This window comes from Halorussus limi (assembly GCF_023238205.1).
Classification (GTDB): Archaea; Halobacteriota; Halobacteria; order Halobacteriales; family Haladaptataceae; genus Halorussus; species Halorussus limi.
In genome coordinates, this window is the sequence record NZ_CP096660.1 from 257,728 (window position 1) to 277,518 (window position 19,791).

Annotated in this window: 21 protein-coding genes; 14 read left to right on the forward strand and 7 right to left on the reverse strand. The window is 65.9% G+C overall.

Annotation, left to right across the window (positions count from 1 at the left end):
• Nucleotides 1–232: 232 nt before the first annotated feature.
• On the forward strand, nucleotides 233–718 hold the full coding sequence (locus M0R89_RS19480) for a hypothetical protein (protein ID WP_248652378.1): 486 nt from the start codon (nucleotides 233–235) through the stop codon (nucleotides 716–718).
• 19 nt (nucleotides 719–737) lie between these two features.
• Here the strand turns inward: M0R89_RS19480 and M0R89_RS19485 are convergent, their stop codons facing one another.
• Both M0R89_RS19485 and M0R89_RS19490 read right to left on the reverse strand, forming a co-directional pair.
• Nucleotides 738–2,198, reverse strand: coding sequence for a PAS domain S-box protein (locus M0R89_RS19485; protein WP_248652379.1), 1,461 nt, complete (start codon nucleotides 2,196–2,198; stop codon nucleotides 738–740).
• A gap of 75 nt (nucleotides 2,199–2,273) precedes the next feature.
• Nucleotides 2,274–3,242 (reverse strand): LLM class oxidoreductase, encoded by a 969-nt coding sequence (locus M0R89_RS19490; protein WP_248652380.1) that lies wholly within the window; start codon nucleotides 3,240–3,242, stop codon nucleotides 2,274–2,276.
• A 288-nt stretch (nucleotides 3,243–3,530) separates the two neighbouring features.
• Between M0R89_RS19490 and M0R89_RS19495 the strand changes: the two genes are divergently transcribed.
• The 3 genes from M0R89_RS19495 (at nucleotide 3,531) to M0R89_RS19505 (ending at nucleotide 6,034) form a co-directional block, all read left to right on the forward strand.
• The gene (locus M0R89_RS19495; protein WP_248652381.1) at nucleotides 3,531–4,499 is read left to right on the forward strand and encodes an NAD-dependent epimerase/dehydratase family protein; all 969 of its coding nucleotides are present in this window, start codon (nucleotides 3,531–3,533) and stop codon (nucleotides 4,497–4,499) included.
• Between the two features lie 124 nt (nucleotides 4,500–4,623).
• Entirely contained in the window at nucleotides 4,624–5,100 is a 477-nt protein-coding gene (locus M0R89_RS19500; protein WP_248652382.1) for a cupin domain-containing protein, read from the forward strand.
• Between the two features lie 49 nt (nucleotides 5,101–5,149).
• Nucleotides 5,150–6,034 (forward strand): DUF5602 domain-containing protein, encoded by an 885-nt coding sequence (locus M0R89_RS19505; protein ID WP_248652383.1) that lies wholly within the window; start codon nucleotides 5,150–5,152, stop codon nucleotides 6,032–6,034.
• 162 nt (nucleotides 6,035–6,196) lie between these two features.
• Here the strand turns inward: M0R89_RS19505 and M0R89_RS19510 are convergent, their stop codons facing one another.
• A complete protein-coding gene (locus M0R89_RS19510; protein ID WP_248652384.1) occupies nucleotides 6,197–6,535 on the reverse strand; it encodes a DsrE family protein in 339 nt (112 codons plus the stop codon).
• Nucleotides 6,536–6,778: 243 nt separating this feature from the next.
• On the opposite strand from M0R89_RS19510, the gene M0R89_RS19515 reads away from it, so the two are divergent.
• Entirely contained in the window at nucleotides 6,779–7,381 is a 603-nt protein-coding gene (locus M0R89_RS19515) for an HD domain-containing protein (RefSeq protein WP_248652385.1), read from the forward strand.
• A gap of 61 nt (nucleotides 7,382–7,442) precedes the next feature.
• Entirely contained in the window at nucleotides 7,443–7,880 is a 438-nt protein-coding gene (locus M0R89_RS19520) for a dCTP deaminase/dUTPase family protein (protein WP_248652386.1), read from the forward strand.
• Nucleotides 7,881–8,009: 129 nt separating this feature from the next.
• Here the strand turns inward: M0R89_RS19520 and M0R89_RS19525 are convergent, their stop codons facing one another.
• Together M0R89_RS19525 and M0R89_RS19530 are read right to left on the reverse strand one after the other, a co-directional pair.
• Nucleotides 8,010–9,284, reverse strand: a complete 1,275-nt coding sequence (locus M0R89_RS19525; protein ID WP_438267690.1) for a M24 family metallopeptidase — start codon at nucleotides 9,282–9,284, stop codon at nucleotides 8,010–8,012.
• Between the two features lie 70 nt (nucleotides 9,285–9,354).
• Nucleotides 9,355–9,699 carry a hypothetical protein gene (locus tag M0R89_RS19530; RefSeq protein WP_248652388.1) on the reverse strand — a complete coding sequence of 115 codons (345 nt, stop codon included), beginning with the start codon at nucleotides 9,697–9,699 and terminating at the stop codon, nucleotides 9,355–9,357.
• Nucleotides 9,700–10,056: 357 nt separating this feature from the next.
• Here M0R89_RS19530 and M0R89_RS19535 point away from each other — a divergent pair, with 357 nt between their 5' ends.
• The 4 genes from M0R89_RS19535 (at nucleotide 10,057) to M0R89_RS19550 (ending at nucleotide 13,260) form a co-directional block, all read left to right on the forward strand.
• The gene (locus M0R89_RS19535) at nucleotides 10,057–11,835 is read left to right on the forward strand and encodes a hybrid sensor histidine kinase/response regulator (protein WP_248652389.1); all 1,779 of its coding nucleotides are present in this window, start codon (nucleotides 10,057–10,059) and stop codon (nucleotides 11,833–11,835) included.
• Nucleotides 11,836–11,918: 83 nt separating this feature from the next.
• Nucleotides 11,919–12,089, forward strand: coding sequence for a hypothetical protein (locus M0R89_RS19540; RefSeq protein WP_248652390.1), 171 nt, complete (start codon nucleotides 11,919–11,921; stop codon nucleotides 12,087–12,089).
• Nucleotides 12,090–12,165: 76 nt separating this feature from the next.
• Complete coding sequence (gene sugE, locus M0R89_RS19545) at nucleotides 12,166–12,489, forward strand: quaternary ammonium compound efflux SMR transporter SugE (RefSeq protein WP_248652391.1); 324 nt, start codon at nucleotides 12,166–12,168, stop codon at nucleotides 12,487–12,489.
• 54 nt (nucleotides 12,490–12,543) lie between these two features.
• Nucleotides 12,544–13,260, forward strand: coding sequence for an EthD domain-containing protein (locus tag M0R89_RS19550; RefSeq protein WP_248652392.1), 717 nt, complete (start codon nucleotides 12,544–12,546; stop codon nucleotides 13,258–13,260).
• Nucleotides 13,261–13,293: 33 nt separating this feature from the next.
• On the opposite strand, the gene M0R89_RS19555 is transcribed toward M0R89_RS19550, so the two are convergent.
• On the reverse strand, nucleotides 13,294–14,142 hold the full coding sequence (locus M0R89_RS19555; protein WP_248652393.1) for an ABC transporter permease subunit: 849 nt from the start codon (nucleotides 14,140–14,142) through the stop codon (nucleotides 13,294–13,296).
• A gap of 82 nt (nucleotides 14,143–14,224) precedes the next feature.
• Entirely contained in the window at nucleotides 14,225–14,383 is a 159-nt protein-coding gene (locus tag M0R89_RS19560) for a hypothetical protein (protein ID WP_248652394.1), read from the reverse strand.
• 107 nt (nucleotides 14,384–14,490) lie between these two features.
• Between M0R89_RS19560 and M0R89_RS19565 the strand changes: the two genes are divergently transcribed.
• The 4 genes from M0R89_RS19565 to M0R89_RS19580 all read left to right on the forward strand — a co-directional run bounded on the left by M0R89_RS19565 (nucleotide 14,491) and on the right by M0R89_RS19580 (nucleotide 19,733).
• Entirely contained in the window at nucleotides 14,491–15,525 is a 1,035-nt protein-coding gene (locus M0R89_RS19565; RefSeq protein WP_248652395.1) for an LLM class flavin-dependent oxidoreductase, read from the forward strand.
• 119 nt (nucleotides 15,526–15,644) lie between these two features.
• Nucleotides 15,645–16,922, forward strand: a complete 1,278-nt coding sequence (locus M0R89_RS19570) for an ABC transporter substrate-binding protein (protein ID WP_256478567.1) — start codon at nucleotides 15,645–15,647, stop codon at nucleotides 16,920–16,922.
• 1 nt (nucleotide 16,923) lies between these two features.
• A complete protein-coding gene (locus tag M0R89_RS19575) occupies nucleotides 16,924–18,915 on the forward strand; it encodes an ABC transporter permease (protein WP_248652396.1) in 1,992 nt (663 codons plus the stop codon).
• Nucleotides 18,912–19,733 carry an ABC transporter ATP-binding protein gene (locus tag M0R89_RS19580; RefSeq protein WP_248652397.1) on the forward strand — a complete coding sequence of 274 codons (822 nt, stop codon included), beginning with the start codon at nucleotides 18,912–18,914 and terminating at the stop codon, nucleotides 19,731–19,733. Before M0R89_RS19575 ends, M0R89_RS19580 begins: the two co-directional genes overlap by 4 nt.
• Nucleotides 19,734–19,791: the final 58 nt, after the last annotated feature.

Sequence of the window (19,791 nt, forward strand, 5' to 3'; positions counted from 1 at the left end):
TCGACGTGGCGGAACACCGCTTTCGACGCGACGGGACGTCTCCGTCAACTCGGCGAGACAGGTAATCGTAGTGAACCGTCTCTCGGACTCGGTAGACATTTGTAGTTACCTTAAAGAAAGATATAGGTGTTTCAAGGATATCAGTAGTTGTTTTCACACACCTATAGGCGGTTGCCGAGGGTGCGCCCGAAAAACCGTGAGGCATTTGTCAACGTCCACCAAATTACCGACGATGGGAACCGAGGAGCAAAACCCGTCGTCGCCAGTGGACTCCGGCCTATCGTCCCCCGTCCACCTGCTCGCGGCCCACCTCGCAGTACTCGTCGCGGTGATTCACGTCACGCTCGGCCTCTACAACTGGGTTCGCTGGGCGAGCGCCGGATTCCTGATTCCCCGAGACCTCCGGTGGCCGCTGTTCGTCTTCTCGGGCGTCGTCCTCGTCGTCGGCCTCCTGCTGGCCGCGCAGGGTCGCTACCGACGCCCGCTCTACGTCGGCGGCATCCTCCTCATGGCCGTCTACGTCGTCGGCTACTTCGCGTGGCACGCCACCGGCCACCGACCGCTGCTGCTGTTCGGGGAGGGTGCCACCCACGCGGGACCGCTCGTTCCCTTCCTGCTGGACCACTTGTTCGCCGGACCGGTGAAATTTCTCGCCATCGTCTCGGAGGTCACGCTCGCGGTGCTGTTGGCGTATCTGCTGGTTCGAGAGGATAGGTGAACCAAATTCGGAACGAACGCTACGCCACGGCCTCGGTCGCGTTCGCGAACTCGAAGCGCGCGCCGCCCGTCTCGCTCTCCGTCACCGAACAGTCCCACTCGTACACGTCGGCCATCTCGTTGACGAACGTCAACCCGAGTCCCATGCCGCCGTTACTGCCCGCCGTCGTGTACCCCGTCTCGAACACGGCGTCGCGCTGGTCGGTCGGGATGCCGGTCCCGTCGTCGGCGACGTAGAATCCGGTCGGCAGTTCGCCGACCGTGACCGTCACCTGCGGACCGCCGTGTTCGACGGCGTTCTCGAACAGGTTCCGGAACAGGTGGCGGACGTACGTCTCGTCGGCCTCGATGGTCCGGTCTATCTCCACCTCCAGCGTGGCGTCGGGGGCGTCCACCTCGTTCCACGCCTCTCGCGCCGCATCAGCGAGTTCCACCGGCGCGCTCTCCGAGAGCGCCTCCCGACCCCGCGTCACGACCAGCATCACGTCTATCATGTCCTCGATGCGGTCGAACGCTTCGGTGACGTACTCGACCGCTCCCGAATCGGCCTCCGCCGGTAACTGCTGGCTGTATATCTGACCGATGGTGACGGGATTGCGGAGTTCGTGGGCGAGCAGACTCGCGAAACTGTCGAGGCGCTCGTTCTGCTGTTCGAGTTGCCGCTCGCGCTCGTTGCGCTCGGTGATGTCGCGCACGACGACGACCTTGTCGTGGGCGGCGTCGTCCTGTTCGGGCAGGACCGCGACGGTCGATTCGACCTCCTTCCTCTCGCCCGACGCGGTCCGAACTATCGATTCGTACGTCTTCGTCTCGGCGGTCCCGTCCCCGAGGTCGTGACTAACCTCCCGCGACATCGCGTCCACGTCCGTCTCTTCGGCCGCGACGAGCGACGAGGGCGACCCGACGAGTTCCTCGCGGTCGTAGCCGACCAACTCGGTGTAGGCGTCGTTGACTAACGTGAATCGGCTCTCCTCGTCCACGACGAAGATGCCGTCGTTGACCGTCTCGACGATGGTGTGGTAGCGTTCGAGTTCCCGACTGTAGCGCTCGGCCTCCCGCTGGCGCTCCTCGGCGTCCAGCGCCCGAGTTCTGGCCTTGGCGTCGTGATACCCCATGCCGAGGCCGGCGACGCTGGCGAGCGAGGGGAGGACGACGAACCCCGAGACGGGGTCGTCGAGGCTACCGAGGAGTTCCGCGGAGAGCGCGATACCGAACATGACCCCGAAAGCCCGAAGGCACCAACTGGCGACGACGTGGAAGAGGTCGGGCCGGACGTTCGTCCGGGGGAGCCGATAACCGCAGTAGGAGAGTACGAGACCGCTCGTGGCGAGAAGGAGGGGAGAAATCAGCGCTTCGCCGACGGTCTGTTCGCCGGTTTGCGTGACCGCGATTCCGACTGCGACCGCGGCGTACGCGCCGCCGAGAGCGAAGAGGACGCGCCGTGCGCCGAGGCCAGCGACGGCCCGTGAAACGTAGCCCATCGCCAGTTACCATGAAGTGAGCGTTAATTACGGTTGGGATTCGGTCGCCGCGACCCGGGCGGCCGTCGGCCGGGACTACACCTCGTCCAGCACCTCGTCGGCGAACTGCGCCAGCACCGTCCGGGCGTCCCGGTCGCTGCCCCGGATGCCTATCGCGAGGTGGTCCACGCCGCGGTCCGCGAGCGCCCGGAAGTGCTCGACGAACCACTCGCTGCCCGCCGCGAACCCCTGATGGACGTGTTCCATCTCGGCCTCGGGGTCGGCCTTCAGGTTCACCGTCGTCGCCTGCGCGAACGGTTTGTCGCCCGCCGCCTCGCGCCAGTCGCCGACGACGCTCTCGGTCGTGTTCAGTGGCATCTGATAGTGGAGCCAACCGTCGCCGTTGTCGGATATCCAGTCGAGCGACTGGCGGGAGTTGCCGGTCACGAGCAGGGGAAGCGTCTCTGCGGTGGGTTTGGGAACCACGTCGAGGCTCCCGTCCAGCGTCCCGTACGACGACTCGACTTCCGGGAACTCCTCGGTCCAGACCGTCCGGAGGACCCGGACGTGTTCGCGGAACCGCTCGCCGCGCGACTCCTCCGCGACGCCGAACGCGGAGTACTCCGGCGAGCGGTCGCCCGTGGCGACGCCCAGCACGAGGCGGCCGTCGGAGAGTCGGTCCACCGACGCGGCCGACTTCGCGACGTGCAGCGGATGGCGAAGCGGTAGGACGACGCTCCCCGTCGCCAGCGCGATGTCGTCGGTCCGGGCCGCGACCTGCCCGAGGTAGACCCACGGGTCGTACACCTGCCCCGCGTCGCCGAACTTGGGCCAGTAGGTCGGCACGTCACGGACCCAGAGCGCGTCGAAGCCCAACTCCTCGGCGTACCGCGCGAGTTCCATCTGGTCGTTCGTCGGCGGTACGTCCTCCTCGCTGGTCGTGATGGGGAAGAACAGGCCGACCGAGAGGTCGGCGTCCCCGAAGAGGCGTCGGAACCCGCGGTTCTCGTGACCGAGGTTCGCGCGGCCGGAGTTCTCTTGCCCTCGATTCTCGCGTTCGGTCACGGCGCGTGGTAGGAGTGACCGACAGGAGAAAGCGACGCTTCCGGAGCCATCATCCGTCGGACCATTCTGGGGAGTTTAGCGAGAGGGCACGAGTTCCGCCAATCCGCAAGGCCTGCAGGCGTTCCCCGAGGAGTTAGAGGGCCGAGAGTCGTGGCTCGAACCGTTCGAGTAGTACCGGGAGATACGCGACGAGAGTCCGGTCAGGTATGACGAACGCCACCGACCATCGTGAAACAATTCTAATAAGTTGCTGCACTTTTTTTACGGTCGCCGACAGATTTGCGAGGGATGACGGACTCAGAGACGGTACTCGTCACGGGCGGCACCGGCTTCATCGGTTCCTACGTCGCGCAGGACCTCGTCGAGGCGGGTCACGACGTGGTGGCCTACGACCTCTCGACCGACACCCGGATTCTGGGGAAACTCGGCGTCGCCGACGACGTGACGGTCGTCCGGGGCGACATCACCGACCCGACCAGCGTGATTCGGGCGGTCCGCGAGTCGGGCGCGACCCGAGTCGTCCACCTCGCGGCGCTCCTGACCAACCTCGCGCGGGACAATCCCCGCGGCGCCGCCGAAGTCAACGTCATGGGCACGAACAACGTCTTCGAGGCCGCCCGGACGCTCTCCGACCAAGTCGAGCGCGTGGCGTGGGCCTCCTCCGCCGCGGTGTACGCTCCGCCCGCGAACTACGAGGACGAGTGGGTCGACGAGGACGACTTGGTGTACCCCGACACGCTCTACGGCGCGACAAAGGAGTACAACGAGCATCAGGCGAAGGTGTACTTCGAGGACCACGACGTGAGCCACGTCGGCCTGCGCCCGACCGTCGCCTACGGCCCCTACCGCGAGACCGGCGGGTCGGCCTTCCTCGCGGACATCGTGGAGAAACCGGCGGTCGGCGAGTCGTTCTCGGTCGAGTACGGCGACCAAGTCATCGACTGGCAGTACGTCGAGGACATCGCCCAAGCCTTCCGGAAGGCGGCGTTCGCTCCCGAGGAAGACCTGAGCCAGCGCATCTACAACGTCCGGGGCGAGGTCGCCACGATTCGGGAGGCCGCCGAAGCGGTGCGCTCGATTATGCCCGACGCCGACATCGAGGTCAGCGACGAGGGCGAACTCCCGTGGACTCAGAAGCTCGACATGACCGACGCCCAAGAGGACTTGGGCTACGACCCCGAGTACGACCTCGAAGCCGGCTTCCGGGCGTACATCGACGCCCTGCGCGCCGAGGAAGGACTGGAGCCGCTGGAGTAGTACGAGACTGACGAGCCGATTTCTGAAAGCCTTCTCTCCCGATACCGTCCACGTCAGCGGGGAATCCTCGAAAACCGAATGTCAGTTCGAACAGCTTTTTCCGGGCGTCCGACCTGTGTCCGCCATGGAGAAAGTCGCCGTCGACGAGGTCGACAACGAGCGAAATCCGATGAAAGTTCACAGCGTCCGCAAACCGGTCTCGCGTGCGCTCGGCACCGACCACTTCGCGATGAACTACTTCGTGCTGGAGTCCGGCGAGTCGTTCTCGGGCGGCCTCCACCGGCACGACGACCAAGAGGAGGTCTTCTACGTCGAGTCGGGGACCGCGACGTTCGAGGTCGGACTGGAGCGAGACGAGGTGACGGTGGAGGCCGGCGAGTTGATTCGGTTCCCGCCCGGCGAGTTCCAGAAGGGGTACAACGACGGCGAGGAGACGGTCGAAGGGTGGGCGCTCGGCGCGCCCGGCGCGACCCACGACTGGGACGAACTCCAGTCGCGGGCCTACTGCCCGGAGTGCGAGGACGAGACGACGCAGGACGTCGGCATGGTGGACGGCACCTTCGAACTCACCTGCACCGAGTGCGGGACGACGCAGGGTTGACAATAGTTATTTCTACGGAGTCAGCGTAGCGGGGGCGTCAGGTGGGGACATGAACGAACGACCCGAACCAGACCGGCGGCCGAGAGTAGGGAGACGCACAGCGCTGCAGTCACTCGGAGCGGGAGTGGTCGCGCTCGGACTCGGGGTCGCCGGGACCGCGAGCGCACAGGAGCGGTTCCCGCCGAGCGACCGGACCCACTGGGGTCGGCCGAAGCGACTGGGCGACGGGACGATGGCGACGTTCTTCGCCGAGGGGAGGTCGGGCGCGCCGCGCTACCTCGGCGTCTGGTTCACCGCCGACGCGCTCGACGGCCTGCCCCAGGGCGGGGAGTCGCCGTCCCGCATCACCGAACTTCCGCTTCCGGCGGCCGCCGAGGACGCGTCGAACTTCGAGTGGGCGAGCGTCGACTGGAACCCGAGCGGGCACCTCCCGAGGGAGGTCTACGACGTGCCGCACTTCGACTTCCACTTCTACACGATGGAGCGTGCGGCGGTCCACCGAGAGATTCCGCCCGGCGAGTGCGACGCCGACGGAGACGGCGCGCCCGAGGCCGCGGTGCCCTGTGAGGTGCAAGCGCGCGGCACCGAACCGCTGCCCGACGCCCAGTTGCCGGAGGGGTACGTCTCGACGGACGACACCGTGCCGCTGATGGGCAACCACTGGGTCGACTCCGAGGCGCCGGAGTTGTCAGGGGAACCGTTCACGCACACGTGGATATACGGGTCGTTCGACGGCGAAATCACCTTCCTCGAACCGATGATAACCACCGAGTTCCTGCGGGGACTGCGAGGGCGGGTCGTCGCCGACGTGAAGACGCCCGAACGATTCCCCCAGCGGGGGTTCTACCCCACCCAGTACGTGATACGCCACCTCCGACGGCAGGACGCCTACGCCGTGTTCCTCCGGCGGTTCAAGCAGTTCGAGGGGAGCTAAGTTCCCCGGAGACGCGGTGGCCGCGAGCGTCGGGTCGGCCTCGAACGCGCCGTCCCCGGGAACGGTAACCAGCGCGAAACGGTAGCCGAGCGCGGAAACGGAACGGTGAGCAATACAGCGTCACCGAAAAGAAGTTTATATATTGCTAAGGGAAAGCCAGAGTTAGGGACGGAGGTACGCGTAGCCGTCGTCCTGCAATCGGGTCAGTTCGCTCGCGCCGGAGGAGACCTTCTCGACGCCCTCCACGAGGTCACCGTCCTCGATGTCCATCATGTCGAGCGTGTTGCTGCAGGCCCGGAACTCGATGCCCTCGGTCATGAGCGATTCGACCGTTCCGCTGTGGGTGCCGCCGACCGTCAGCGGGTCGATGCCCTTCGACTGCGCGACGACCACGATGTCGTCCATCTCGATGGTCTCGTCGTTCGAGAGGTTCTCCGCGATGGTGAGCACGGTCTTCTGCTGGTCCTCGTCGCCGCTGGTGAGGTGGAATGCGGTTCGCATACGAATCGAGTACGCGAGTGACGCGGAAGTGGTTGCTGGCCCCGCCGCGACGCGTCGAACCGTCGGCGCTAGCCGTCGCCGACGCCGCAGAGTGCGTCGTCGACATCACAGAGTGACCGCAATCGGGGTCGTCCGCCCGACGGGCGCACTCGACCCGGAAACGTCGCCTCCAGAATCATCGACCCCGGAAACGTCGCTTCCGAGACACGAACGCTTACGGTTCGGCCGACAGACTTCCGAGGTATGACCGACGACCCTCCGAACTACGAGGCGCAGGTCCGAGACGCCTTCCCCGAGATTCGGGACATCGAGGACGAGGACTTGCGCGAGCGAGTGGTCGAAGCGTGGACGCTCGGACTCGAACGCGGCGGGTGGAAGGACGTGTCCGACATCCCCTACGCGTGGAACATCCACGAGGTCACGAACGTCGAACACGTCCGGGGCGTGACCAGAATCGCGGTCGAGTCCGCCGAGCAGCAGCGAGACTTCCACGGCGCGGACCCCGACTTCGACGTGATTCGGGCCGCGTGCCTGCTCCACGACGTGGGCAAGTGCTACGAGTACGTGGACCACGTGGACGAGGAGCGACTGCTGGACCCCGACCCGCGATACGCCAGCGAGGAGATTCCCCACTCCCTCTCGGGGTACGCGCTGTCCCACGAGGTCGGGTGTCCGCTGGCGGTCCAGCGCGCGATTCCCCACTTCCTCGGCGAGGTGCCGAAACGGACGCTCGAAGCCGAGCTGGTCAAGAGCGCCAACTCCGCGAGTTCCAACGCCATCACCCAGTCCGCGATGGGCATCACCTTGCAGGAGTGGGTCGAGAAGTACAGTCAGACGAGCGAGTGAGGCCCACAGACCGACCCGCCTCCGACACTTTTCACGCTGGCGCTCGTCGGTCCGAGCGACCATGCGACCCAGCGAACTCACCACGCTCGTCTCGGGCCTGCTCCACGAGGAGACCCAAGTGACCGACCGCGGCCTCGACCTGACCGTCAACGAGGTGCTTCGCGTCGAGACGCCCGGCAGCGTGGACTTCGGCGGCGACGAACTCGACGGCGCGAACCTCTCGGCCCACGAGAAGGTGTGGCACGACGGGGACGACGACTACCAGTGGTGGCACTTGGAGGGCGGCCAGTACCTCGTGGAGTACAACGAGACGCTCTCGGCGGACCGGCCGCTGACGGTCCAGACCCGCGACGCGGTGCGGACGCGCGGCGCGTTCCACCCGACGCTCGAACTGACGGAACTCGGCCGAGTCCCCTTCTCGGTCGCCTCGGGCGGGATTCGACTGAAGGAGAACGCCCGGATTTCGACCGTGCTACCGCCCGACGAGGGGTCCGAGTAGTCGGTACCGAGCGACGGTTCATCGCGCGCCCATCGGATTTTCACCGCATCGGGCGGCGCGAACGCCGAGGACGGCGGTTAGTGGTTGAGAGGGCAGTTAAGCGGCCCAGAGCGGCGGACTTGCGGCAGTTCAGTGTTCGATGGTCGTAATCTCCTCAACCGGCCACTGGCTCAGAATCTCGACGCCGTTCTCGCGGACGACCACCATCTCCTCGACCCGGACGCCCTGCCGGTCGGCGGGTCGCATCGTCTCGACGGCCATCGTCATCCCCTCCTCGATTTCGATGGGGTGGTCGGGCGAGAGGCCGCGCCAGATGAGCGGAACCTCGTAGAGTTGGAGGCCCAGACCGTGCGCCCAGTGGTTCGTCGTCATCTCCCAGAACTCGTCGGCGCCGTACCAGTCCATGTGTTCGCCCTCCTCGTCGGGGAAGCCTTCGCAGATTTCGTCGGTCGTCGCGCCGGGTTCGATGCGCTCCAGCACGTCGTAGAGGTCGTCGCGGGCCTTCTCGTAGGCGTCCTTCTGGGCCTGCGTGGGTTCGCCGACGCTGAAGGTCCGGTAGTAACAGGAACGATAGCCCATGAAGCCGATGTTGTAGAAGTCGGCGTAGACGAGGTCTCCGGGTCGGATGACGCGGTCGGTCGTGTTGGCCTGATGCTTCGGCCACGTGTTCGGCCCGGAGGTGACGTACCCGCCCTGCACCATCGCGCCGAGTCGCCAGAGTTCCTTCGTGGCCTCGCCCCAGACCTCCGACTCGCGCATGCCCGGCTTGGCGGTCTCCGTGATGCGCTGAAAGCCCGCCTCGCAGATGGCCGCGACCATGCGCAGGCACTCGATTTCGTCGCGGGTCTTGACCTTCCGGGCGTCCTCCATGACCTGTGCGCACTCGCCGGGGCGCACGTCGACGCCCCGGTCCTCGAACTCCGCAACCAAGGCCTGATTGCCCACGTCGATTCCCATCGGCTCTTTCTTCACGCCGTACTCCTCCATCGCCTCGACGACGAGGTCTGCCATCTTGCCCTTCAGCCAATTGCGGGCCGAGTCCCGGCCGGACGCGCGGGGGACGTTGCCGAGTCCGGGGACGGCGTAGCGGATGTCGTCCAACCACGGGCAGTTGAACCGCTGGTTGCTCGCGTGGTCGGCGGTGTCCCAGTGGACCACGTCGCCGTCCTCCGTGACGAGGGTGTAGTGGTCGGCACCGCTCCCGCCGGTCATGGCGAGTCCGGTCACGTAGCGAACGTTGGGGTCGTTTATCAGGAGCATGCTCCCCATCTCGGTGTCCTGCAGGCGCTCGACGGCCCGCTCCTTGCGCTCGCGTCGCATGCGCTGGAAGTCGATGCGCTCCTCCCAGTCGACGCCCATCGTGCCGCGAGTGCCTTCCATGAAATTGCGTTGATAAAACCCCATGCAGGCGATTACGCCGAGGCGAGTAATGAAAGTAGGTGAAGTTCTGCAACCCGAGTCGGTCGGCCGAGGACTACCGGAAGTGGTCGGCCTTGCTGGCGATGTACGCGACGATGAGTACGTCGATTATCAGCGAGACGATGCTGAAGGTCACGAGGTCGAGAATCGCGCTCAAGACGTACAGGCGAATCGCCCACTTGTAGCCCCACCGCTGAAGCGTCCAGAGGCCGACGAGGACGATTCCCCTCCCGACGACGAGCGCGAGTCCCACGAGTCCGAGGACGGCGAACGGGCCGCCCCGGCCGATTACACCGAGCATCCCGAAGAACGAGGCGAACACGCCGAGGAACCCGAGGAGGCAGAGTATCGTGATTCCGAGCGGTCTGCCGCGCGAGCGACGGTCGTAGTTGGAGGGCATCACCTTCGATTTCCGATGAGACCGGGATAAGTTTTGGGTCAGTGCCGGACGGCAGTCGTCACTTCCCACGGGTTGGACAGGGGCGCGGTCCTCGCGACGTCGACCGGTTCGTCCGGACAGAGGGTGATGGCAAAGGAATTACATCGGTTCTGGTCCTCGGTCGAGCGGTACTGCCACGCGGTTCGTCGCGTGTAGAGGAGATGCGACCGCGTGCCAAGAGCGTGGTCTAGAGGGTAAAGCCATAACCGCGTTTGACGAAAGTGAAACCGTCACTAACTATTAGAATCTCTAATATCTTGGGCCGAGCTGCAGTTCGAGGGACAAGTTTTTTAGATGCCAGTTTCGTTCGAGTACGCAATGGACGAGCCGGTCCGAGTGCTCCACGTCGACGACGAACCCGACTTCTCGGAGCTGACCGCGACGTATCTGGAGCGGACCGACGGGCAGTTCTCCGTCGAGACAGTGACCAGCGTCAGCGAGGGGCTGGCGCGGTTGGACGACGGGGACTTCGACTGCATCGTATCGGACTACGACATGGCCGAGCGGGACGGAATCGACTTCCTCGACGCCGTGCGTGAGGACTACCCCGAACTTCCATTCATCCTGTTTACCGGGAAGGGGAGCGAGGAGATCGCCAGCGAGGCAATCTCGGCCGGCGTGACGGACTACCTCCAGAAGACCCCCGGCACGGAGCAGTACACACTCCTCGCGAATCGGATCGAGAACTCCGTCGCCCAGTATCGGGCCGAGCAGGAGGTGAAGGAGACGGAGGCTCGGTACCGACACCTGATCGAAGAGTCGACCGACGTGATAACCGTCGTCGACTCCGACGGAACGTTCGAGTATCTCAGCCCGGCCGCCGAACGGATACTCGGGTATTCCGCCGACGAAATGGTCGGCGAGAACGCGTTCGACTACGTCCACCCCGACGACCGCGAGCGCGTCGTCGAGGAGTTCAGCGATCAGGTCCGACGCCCGGAGGAACGCGTCACGACCGAGTTCCGGTTCGCGCACGCCGACGGGTCCTGGCAGTGGATCGGCGTGCGGGGGCGGAACCTGCTGGACGACCCGATCATCGACGGCGTCGTCGTGTACGCCCGCGACGCGGCGGAGCGCGAGGAGCGCGAGCAGGAACTCGAACAGTACGAGACCATCGTGGAGAACACCGAGGACGGCATCTACGTGGTCGATTCCGACCACCGATTCGAGTTCGTGAATCACCGCGTGGCCGAAGCCTCGGGGATTCCGCAGGACGTCTGGGAAGGCCAACACGTATCGACCCTCTCGGAACTCGGAATCCTCACCGAGGACGAGGTGACCGCCCTCGAGGACGGGTTCGACGCGATAATCGGCGGCGAGGAGGACCAGGTGAGCGTCGAGGTGACTCCTCAGGTGCCCGAGGAGGAGTTCGTGCTCGACCTCCGATTGACGTCGCTGCAGACCGAGCGGCTGAGCGATTGCGTGGTCGGATTCTCGAGGAACGTCACCGAACGGAAGCGTCGAGAGCGGGAGTTAGAGCGGAAGAACGACAGCCTAGAGAAGTTCGCCAGCGTGGTCAGCCACGACCTCCGGAACCCCCTGACCGTCGCCGAGGGGCGTCTCGAACTGGCCCGCGAGGAACACGACAGCACGCACCTCGATGAGGTCGCGAACTCCCACAAGCGAATGCGAACGCTTATCGACGACTTACTGACGCTCGCCCGGGAAGGCGACACCGCCACCGAAGCCGAGCGTATCCGGCTCTCGGAGGCCGTCGAACGCTGCTGGCAGAACGTCGAGACGGAGCGAGCGACACTCGACGTCGACACGACGCGGACGGTTCGGGGCGACCGGGGCCGCGCGCAGCAGTTACTCGAAAACCTGGTTCGGAACGCCGTCGAACACGGCGGGACGGACGTGACGATAACCGTCGGCGACTTGGAGGACGGGTTCTACGTCGCCGACGACGGGCGGGGGATATCCGACGCGGAAGCGGTGTTCGACGCGGGCTACTCGACGGCCGAGGACGGGACCGGTCTGGGACTCACCATCGTTCGGCGCATCGCTGACGCACACGGCTGGGAGTGGACCGCGACCGAGAGCGAGCGGGGCGGCGCGCGATTCGAATTCACCGGACTCGACACCGAACCGAGATGAGGACTCGCCGACCCGAGTTCTCCGTCAGAGAGACGGGGCTGTAAAACCATCATTTATGTGAAAGGAGGGACACAGCACCCGACGTGAACGAACTCTCCGCAGACCGCGTCTTGTGGCGCAACGTCGGCCTGGTCCTCGCCGGCCTCGTCGCCGGCGTGCTCGTCGCCTACTTCGAAGGTGACGTCGTCCCACCGGTCCTCGTCATCGGCGCGATAGTCGTCGGAATGCTGCTAATCGACCGATACGACATGTAAGAGCTGAGTTCGCGATGCTCTGGATCGGCGGGTCGAGAACGGAAGACATAGCTCCGCGGGTCGGCTACCGACGGCCATGTCGTGGTACGTCCTCCTCGTCGCTGGCCTGTTCGAGGTCGCGTGGGCAATCGGTCTGGAGTACTCGGACGGTCTCTCGAAACCCGTGCCGACCGCCGCGACGGTCCTCGCCCTCGTGGTCAGCATGGTGCTGCTGGCGAGGGCGGTCGAGGAGTTGCCGGTCGGGACCGCCTACGCGGTCTGGACCGGCATCGGCGCGGTCGGTACGGCGACGCTCGGCATCGTCCTGTTCGACGAACCCGCCGACCTCGTGCGAGTCGCCTTCATCTGCGTCATCGTCGTGGGCATCGTAGGCCTGCACGTCTCGTCGGGCGGGCACTGAGTCGCCCCTCGACTTCCGGATGGTTTTATGATTCTTCCAACTGTTTCGCTGATTATGTACAAGCACGTCGCGCTGCTGGTCCGACAGGACGGGATGAGCCACGACGAGTTCGTCGACTACTGGCAGAACAACCACACCCCCATCGCCCGCGAAATCGAAGGCGTCGCGCGCTACCAGACCGTCCTGCCGACCGACCCCGAGAACGCCGAGTTCGACGGTCTCGCCGAACTCTACTTCGAGGAGTTGGACGACCTGCACGACGCCCTCGGGAGCGAGGGGTCGCGCGACTACGACCCCGACAAGGGCAAAGCCAAGGAGGCCCGCGAGGACGTCGACAACTTCCTCGACGTCGAGGAGCGACCCCGGTTCATCGGCGAGGAAATCGTCCAGAAGGACGAGGTGGACGGCGACACCGACGGTCTCTACAAGCACTCGGCGTTCCTCGTCCGGCGGGACGGGATGAGCCACGACGAGTTCGTCGACTACTGGCAGAACAACCACACCCCCATCGCCCGCGAAATCGACGGCGTGGTCCGGTACGCGACGGTCCTGCCGACCGACCCCGTGAACGCCGAGTTCGACGGCGTCGCCGAACTCTACTTCGAGGACCTCGACAAACTCTACGACGCCCTCGGGAGCGAGGGGTCGCGCGACTACGACCCCGACAAAGGCAAAGCCAAGGAGGCCCGCGAGGACGTCGACAACTTCCTCGCCGTCGAGGAGCGTCCCCGGTTCATCGGCCGGGAGACGGTCCAGAAAGACGAGACGTAGCCTCGGCCGGCGAGAGCGCGGCCCGCGGCGACGCTACGTCTGCAAGTCCATCCCGTCGAAGCGGCGGTAGCCGAGATACAGCGGGACGCCGCCCCAAAACGCCAGAATCACGAAGCCGAACCAGTCTTGGAGGTAGAGCGCGCTCGCCTCCGGAAAGACGGTGAGTTCGCGGTACTCCGGGATGACCGCCCTCGTGGCTTTCATGAACGCCGACGACGGATTGAGGAGGCCGACGAAGTCCATCCAGTCGGGGAGTCCCGACTCCGGGAGTTCCGAGGCGGGACCGACGACCGCAAACTGGAGGAGGAGCAGGAGAACGTCCCAGCCGACCAGAAACAGCGCGTACAGCGCCGCGGCACCCGCGAGCGCCCACTCTCTCGACTTCGAGACGGCCGAAAAGCCGATTCCGATACCGATGTAGACGGCCCCGTAGAAGAGCGTGAGGAGCGTGTAGAGGGCGAAGACGACGAAGTCGAACGAGTCGTAGGTGAGTAGCGCGACGGTGCCGGCGACGGCGTAACTCGCGAGTATCGAGACGGCGACGACGGCGGTCCGGCCGAGGAACTTGCCGAGGACCACGTCGCGCCGGGCGTTCGGCAGTCCCAAGAGGAGTTTGATGCTCCCACTCTCGCGTTCGCCGAGTATCGACCGGTAACTCAGCGCGAGACCGACCAGCGGAACGAAGAAGACCGTGGGTTGTCGCATGCTGTTCAACAGCGCCAGCGTACTCGTCTCGACGCCGCTGTCCCGGTACATCGTCGGGACGAACTGCATGGCGGCGAGACCGGCGGCAAAGAGGGCGAACAGCGCGGTGACGGAGACGAGCGAGTGCGAGCGAATCGAATCGCGGAAGTCCTTTTTCACGACGGCGCTCAGACTCATCGTTCTAGTGCTAATTAGTTGGACATCATATAATTTCGGTCGCGGTCCGCGAGACGAACCGCAGTTCGCCGCGTTCGCTTCGCTAGCCGAACAGCACGAGCAGGAGGAAGAAGACGACCAGCAGGACGGCCAACGCGAGGATTCCCGTCGGCGAACCGCCGTCGTCACCGCCGCCGATACCTTCGTTTGACTGCTGGGAGACGCTCGGTCTACCTCCGCCGCCAGCGCCGAACACGACCATGCGGTTGTTCCGTCACTCGCGCCACATAAGTCTCGTGGGACGGTGTTTCGTGGCGCGGCGACATCTCGCGCATAAAACACTAAGACGCTCCCCGCCGACCCTATGGTATGGAAATCGGGACCGGACTGTTCACCTGCCAGCGGCGACCCGACGACGACCGGTCGATGGGCGAAATCTACGACGAGATGCTGACGCTCGGCCGGGCCATCGACGAGTCGGGCCTCGCCAGCGCGTGGGTCTCGGAGCATCACTTCGCCGAGGACGGCTACCTCTCGGCGACGATGCCGACGCTCGGTGCGCTGGCCGCCGAGACCGAGAACGTCGAACTCGGCACCTGCATCGCGCTCGCGCCGCTCTACGACGGGGTCAGACTCGCGGAGGACGCCGCGACGGTGGACCTGCTCGCGGACGGCCGACTCACGCTGGGTCTCGCCATCGGGTCGAACCCGACCGAATTCGAGGAGTTCGGCGTCCCCCGCGAGGAACGGGTCGAGCGCATGCGCGACACCACCGACCTGCTCCGGGCGGCGTGGTCCGACGGGCCGCTGGATTACGACGCCGAGTTCCACGACGTGTCGCCCGACGCGAGCGTGACGCCGAAACCGGAGTCGGAGATTCCGGTCATGTACGGCGGGTCCGCGAAACCCGCGGTCCGGCGCGCGGCCCGGGTCGCCGACGCGTGGTGCGCGCCCTCGGCGCTCTCCGTGGAGGGCGTCGAAAAGCGCGTCGAGGACATCCGGAGCGTCCGCGAAGAGGAAGGCCTGCGAGACGACTCCTCCGAGGAGGGCGAGGCGGACGACGACTTCCGAATATACGTCCTCCAGCACGGGTTCGTCGGCGACTCGAAGGAGGCGGCGTGGGAGCAGATGAAGGACGGCTACTTCTACATCCAGCGGCGCTACGCCGAGATTTTCTCGGGCGAGGAGGTCGAGGAGTTGGACGACGAGCGCAAGCGGGAGTTGAAAGAGCAGGCCGTCTTCGGCACGCCCGAGCAGGTAATCGACCAGTTGGAGGAGTACCGCGAGGCGCTCGGCGACGACGTTCACTTCATCTTCCGGACGTACCACCCCGGTATCGGCACCGACCGCATGGTCGAGTGCGTCGAGCGACTGGGTGAAGAGGTCGTGCCCCACTTCGCGTAGCGGCCGGTCGCCCGAGGTTCCGTGGTCAGTCGATTTCTTGATACGTAACGGGTTATTTCGGCGCCGTCGCGGCTACATCCTACACGATAGTTTATTACTGAAGATTCCGCATAGCTGGTATGGGGCGCGAAACCAACCCACAAGGTGGCGGTGAAACGACGGGTGGAACGACCGACGGACTCGCTTCGCGGCGGACGGTACTCCGACTCGCGGGCCTCTCGGGGGTGGGCGCCCTCGCGGGGTGCGTCGGCGGAGCGGGACTCGGCAATCAGGGAATCGACTCGGTGACGTACGGCGTCCTGAGTCCGATGACCGGACCCTACGGCGGACTCGCCGAGGGCCAGCGCAACGGCGCGAAACTCGCGGTCCAGCACGTCAACGAGAGCGACGAGTTCGGCTTCGAGATGAACGCCGTCTACGAGGACACCGAGGCCGACACCGCGACCGGCCGGCAGGTCGCCCAGAAGGTCGTCCAGCAGGACGGCGCGAACTACCTGATGGGGGCGATTTCGAGTTCGACCGCGCTGGCGCTCAACTCGTTCGCGGCGAACGAGGAGGTGATATACAACCCCGGCGCGGCGGCGATGAACATCACGGGGTCGGAGTGCAACGAGTACGTCTTCCGGGCCGAGACCCACACCGCGCAAGTCGCGGAAGCGGTGGCGCCGTGGACCGCCAACAACGTCGGCACGAACGTGTGGTTCCACATCGCCGACTACGCCTACGGCCAGTCGGTCCGCCGGGAGTGGAGTTCGCGGATGAAGGCGGCCAGCGACGACTTCACGGAGGTAGGCGTCTCCCGGTCGCAACTCGGCGCGACCAACTACGGGTCGTACATCAGTCAGATAAGCAACTCCGAGGCCGACGTAGCAGTGCTGGGCATGACCGGCGGCGACCTCATCAACTTCACGAAGCAGGCCGCGAATCAGGGACTGAAACAGGACGTGCAACTCGTGAGTCCCACGATGACGTTCCAAGTCGTCCGGAACGCGCTCGGTCCGGCGGCCTACGGCACCTACGGCGGCGTCCGGTACGTCCCGAAAATCGAGACCGGCGACAACCAGTCGTTCGTCTCGGCATATCGGGACGCCTACGGTTCGGTGCCCGACAGTTTCGCGCGCGTCGCCTACGACTCCATCCGGATGACCGCGCACGGAATCGTCGAAACCGGCAGCAGCGACCCGGAGGAGGTCAAAGACACCCTGCCGGGGCTGGAAGTTCCCAGCACCTTCGGGCCGAACCGGTTCCGGAAGTGCGACCACCAAGCCATGAACCCGGTCTGGGCCGGCGAGAACGTCGAACCGAGCGGCGGCGGCGCGGCGAACGTCGCGCTCCGCCAGAAGGTCGAGGGACCGAACGCCATCCCGCCCTGCGACCAGGTCGACTGCGACCTCTAACATGGTCGGCGTCACCGGAATCGCAGAGCAGTTGGTCAACGGCCTGACCATCGGGATGGTCTACGTCCTGATAGCCGCGGGACTGTCGGTCATCTTCGGCGTGATGGACGTTATAAACTTCGCCCACGGCGAACTGTTCGCGCTCGGCGCGTACTTCGCGTTCGCCATCGTCTCGCCGCTGGGCGGCGCGGGGTTCTGGGTCGCGCTGGTGGTCGCGCCCCTGCTGGTCGGCGTCGTCGGGGCCGCAATCGAGCGGCTGACGCTCCGGCCGCTCTACGACCGGAACCCGCTCTACCACATCCTGCTGACCTTCGGACTGGTGTTGATGCTCAACGACGTCATCACCTTCTTCTGGGGCAAGCAGGCCAAGGCGTTCGCTCCGCCGCCGATTCTCGACGGTCCGGTGTCGATTCTGGGGGTCAACAACTCGGTGTACAGCTACTTCATCATCGGGTTCGGCGCGCTCCTCTCGTTCGGGACGTGGTGGGCGCTGAACAACACTCGGTTCGGACTCGTGGTGCGCGCCGGGTCGCAGGACCGCGAGATGGTCCGGAACCTCGGCATCGACATCGACCGGTACTACACGCTGGTGTTCGGCGCGGGCGCGGCGCTCGCGGCGGTGGCGGGCGTCGTCCTCGGGGCCTACCAGAACGTCAGCCCCGGCATGGGGAACGCGGTCATCATCCCGGCGTTCGTCATCGTCGTGCTGGGCGGTCTGGGAAGCTTTCGTGGCGCGGTCGTCGGCGGGTTGGCGGTCGGCGTCATCCAGACGCTCGCCCGGACCTACGTGCCGGTACTGGAGGGTCTCATCGTGTTCGTGCTGATGATCGGCGTCCTGCTCGTCAAGCCGGAGGGCCTGTTCGGCAACCCCGAGTGGCAGACCACCGCCGAGTCGGAGGGCGAACTGCTGGCGGGCCGCGGCGGCGGCGTCCTCTCCGACGCCCAGCGGTTCGGTCTCGGGGCAGTCGCGGTGACGCTACTCGCTATCGTTCCGCTCGGCGTCGAGGTGTTCTACTCCGAGTACGTGCTGACGCTCCTGTCGGACGTGCTCATCTGGGCGCTGTTCGCCCTGAGCCTCGACTTCGTGATGGGCTACGCCGGACTCGTCTCGCTGGGTCACGCGCTGTTCTACGGGACCGGAGCCTACGCCGCGATCCTCGTGTTGCTCCACCTCACGCCGTCGGCGTTCGTCGCGCTGGCGGTCGCAGTCGTCGTCTGCGGCGTCATCGCGTGGGCCATCGGCCACCTCTCGATTCGGGTCTCGGGCGTCTACTTCTCGATGATAACGCTGGCGTTCGCCCAGTTGTTCTACCGGGCGGTCTTCAAGTTCGAGTGGACCGGCGGGAGCGACGGCCTGTTCGGCGCGGACGTGCTGTACGGAATCGGTAGCTTCGCGATGGAACTCGACGACATCGCCGAGGCGGTCCCGCTGGTCGGCGAGGAAGGCCTGTTCTACTACTTCCTGCTGGCGACCGTGGTCGGGTCGTACCTCGTCGCGCGCCGGATGATGCGCGCGCCCTTCGGGAGCGTCCTCCAGTCCATCCGGGAGAGCGAGCGCCGGACCGAGTTCGTGGGCTACGACGTTACCGCGTACAAGCGCCGGGCGTTCGTGGTCAGCGGCGCGATGGCGGGACTGGCGGGCGGCCTGTTCGCCGTCAAGGACGGGTTCGTCGCGCCCTCGCTGCTGTTCTGGCTCAACTCGGGCGAGGTGGTCGTGATGACCGTCCTCGGTGGGATGGGCACCCTCTACGGGCCGATGGTCGGCGCGGGCGTCTACATCGGGTTCGAGGAGGTGCTGTCGTCGTACACCGACCAGTGGCAGTTCTTCCTCGGACTCGTCTTCGTGATATTCGTCATCGCGCTTCCGAGAGGGCTGGTCTCGCTGCCCGAGAAACTCGCCGGTCTCGGGGGTCGTGCAGGGACCGGCGCCGGCGCAGGTCCGAGCGCCCGCGAGGAGGACGAACCCCTCGCCGAGCAGGAGGTGAACGAATGAGCGCGACCGACGAGTCGGCGGGCGACGGCGCCGCGGAGTTCGACCCGGAGACGGGGGCCGTCCTCCGGACCGAGGGACTGACCAAGCGGTTCGGCGACTTCACCGCGGTCGATTCGGTGGACCTCGCGGTCGCCGACGGCGAGTTCCGGAGCGTCATCGGGCCGAACGGCGCGGGCAAGACGACGCTGTTCAACTGCATCACGGGGGCGCTCGCACCGACCGAGGGCGGCGTCTACTTCCGGGGCGAGGAGGTGACTCGGATGGCGCCCCACGAGCGCGTCCGGCGCGGGATGGGCCGCTCGTTCCAGATTTCGACGGTGTTCGGCGGCCTGTCGGTCCGGGAGAACGTCAGGCTCTCGGCCCAGTCGGTCGCGGAGGGCGCGGGAGAGATTTCGCTCCCCCGAAAGCTGTTCAGTCCGACCGACCGGTTCGAGTCGGTCGAGCGCCGGACCGACGAGGTGCTCGCGGAGATAGGCTTGGAGAACCGGGCCGACGAGTACGCCCGCACTCTGGCCCACGGCGACCGGCGGCGACTCGAACTCGGACTGGTGCTGGCGACCGACCCGGACCTCGTGTTGCTGGACGAACCGACCGCGGGGATGGGGAGCGAGGAGACCCGCCGGACCATCGCGCTCGTCGAGGAGGTGCTGGCCGACCGAACCATGCTACTCATCGAACACGACATCGACCTCGTGATGAACGTCTCGGACACCGTGACGGTGCTGAACCGCGGGCAGGTGCTGGCGACCGACACGCCCGAGCGCATCGCCGACGACGAGTCGGTCCAGCGGGCGTATCTCGGAGGTGTTCGGGAGTGAGCGACGAGTTCGCTCCGCAGGACCGCCCCGCGGACCGTCTCGACGCCGGGGTCTGTGA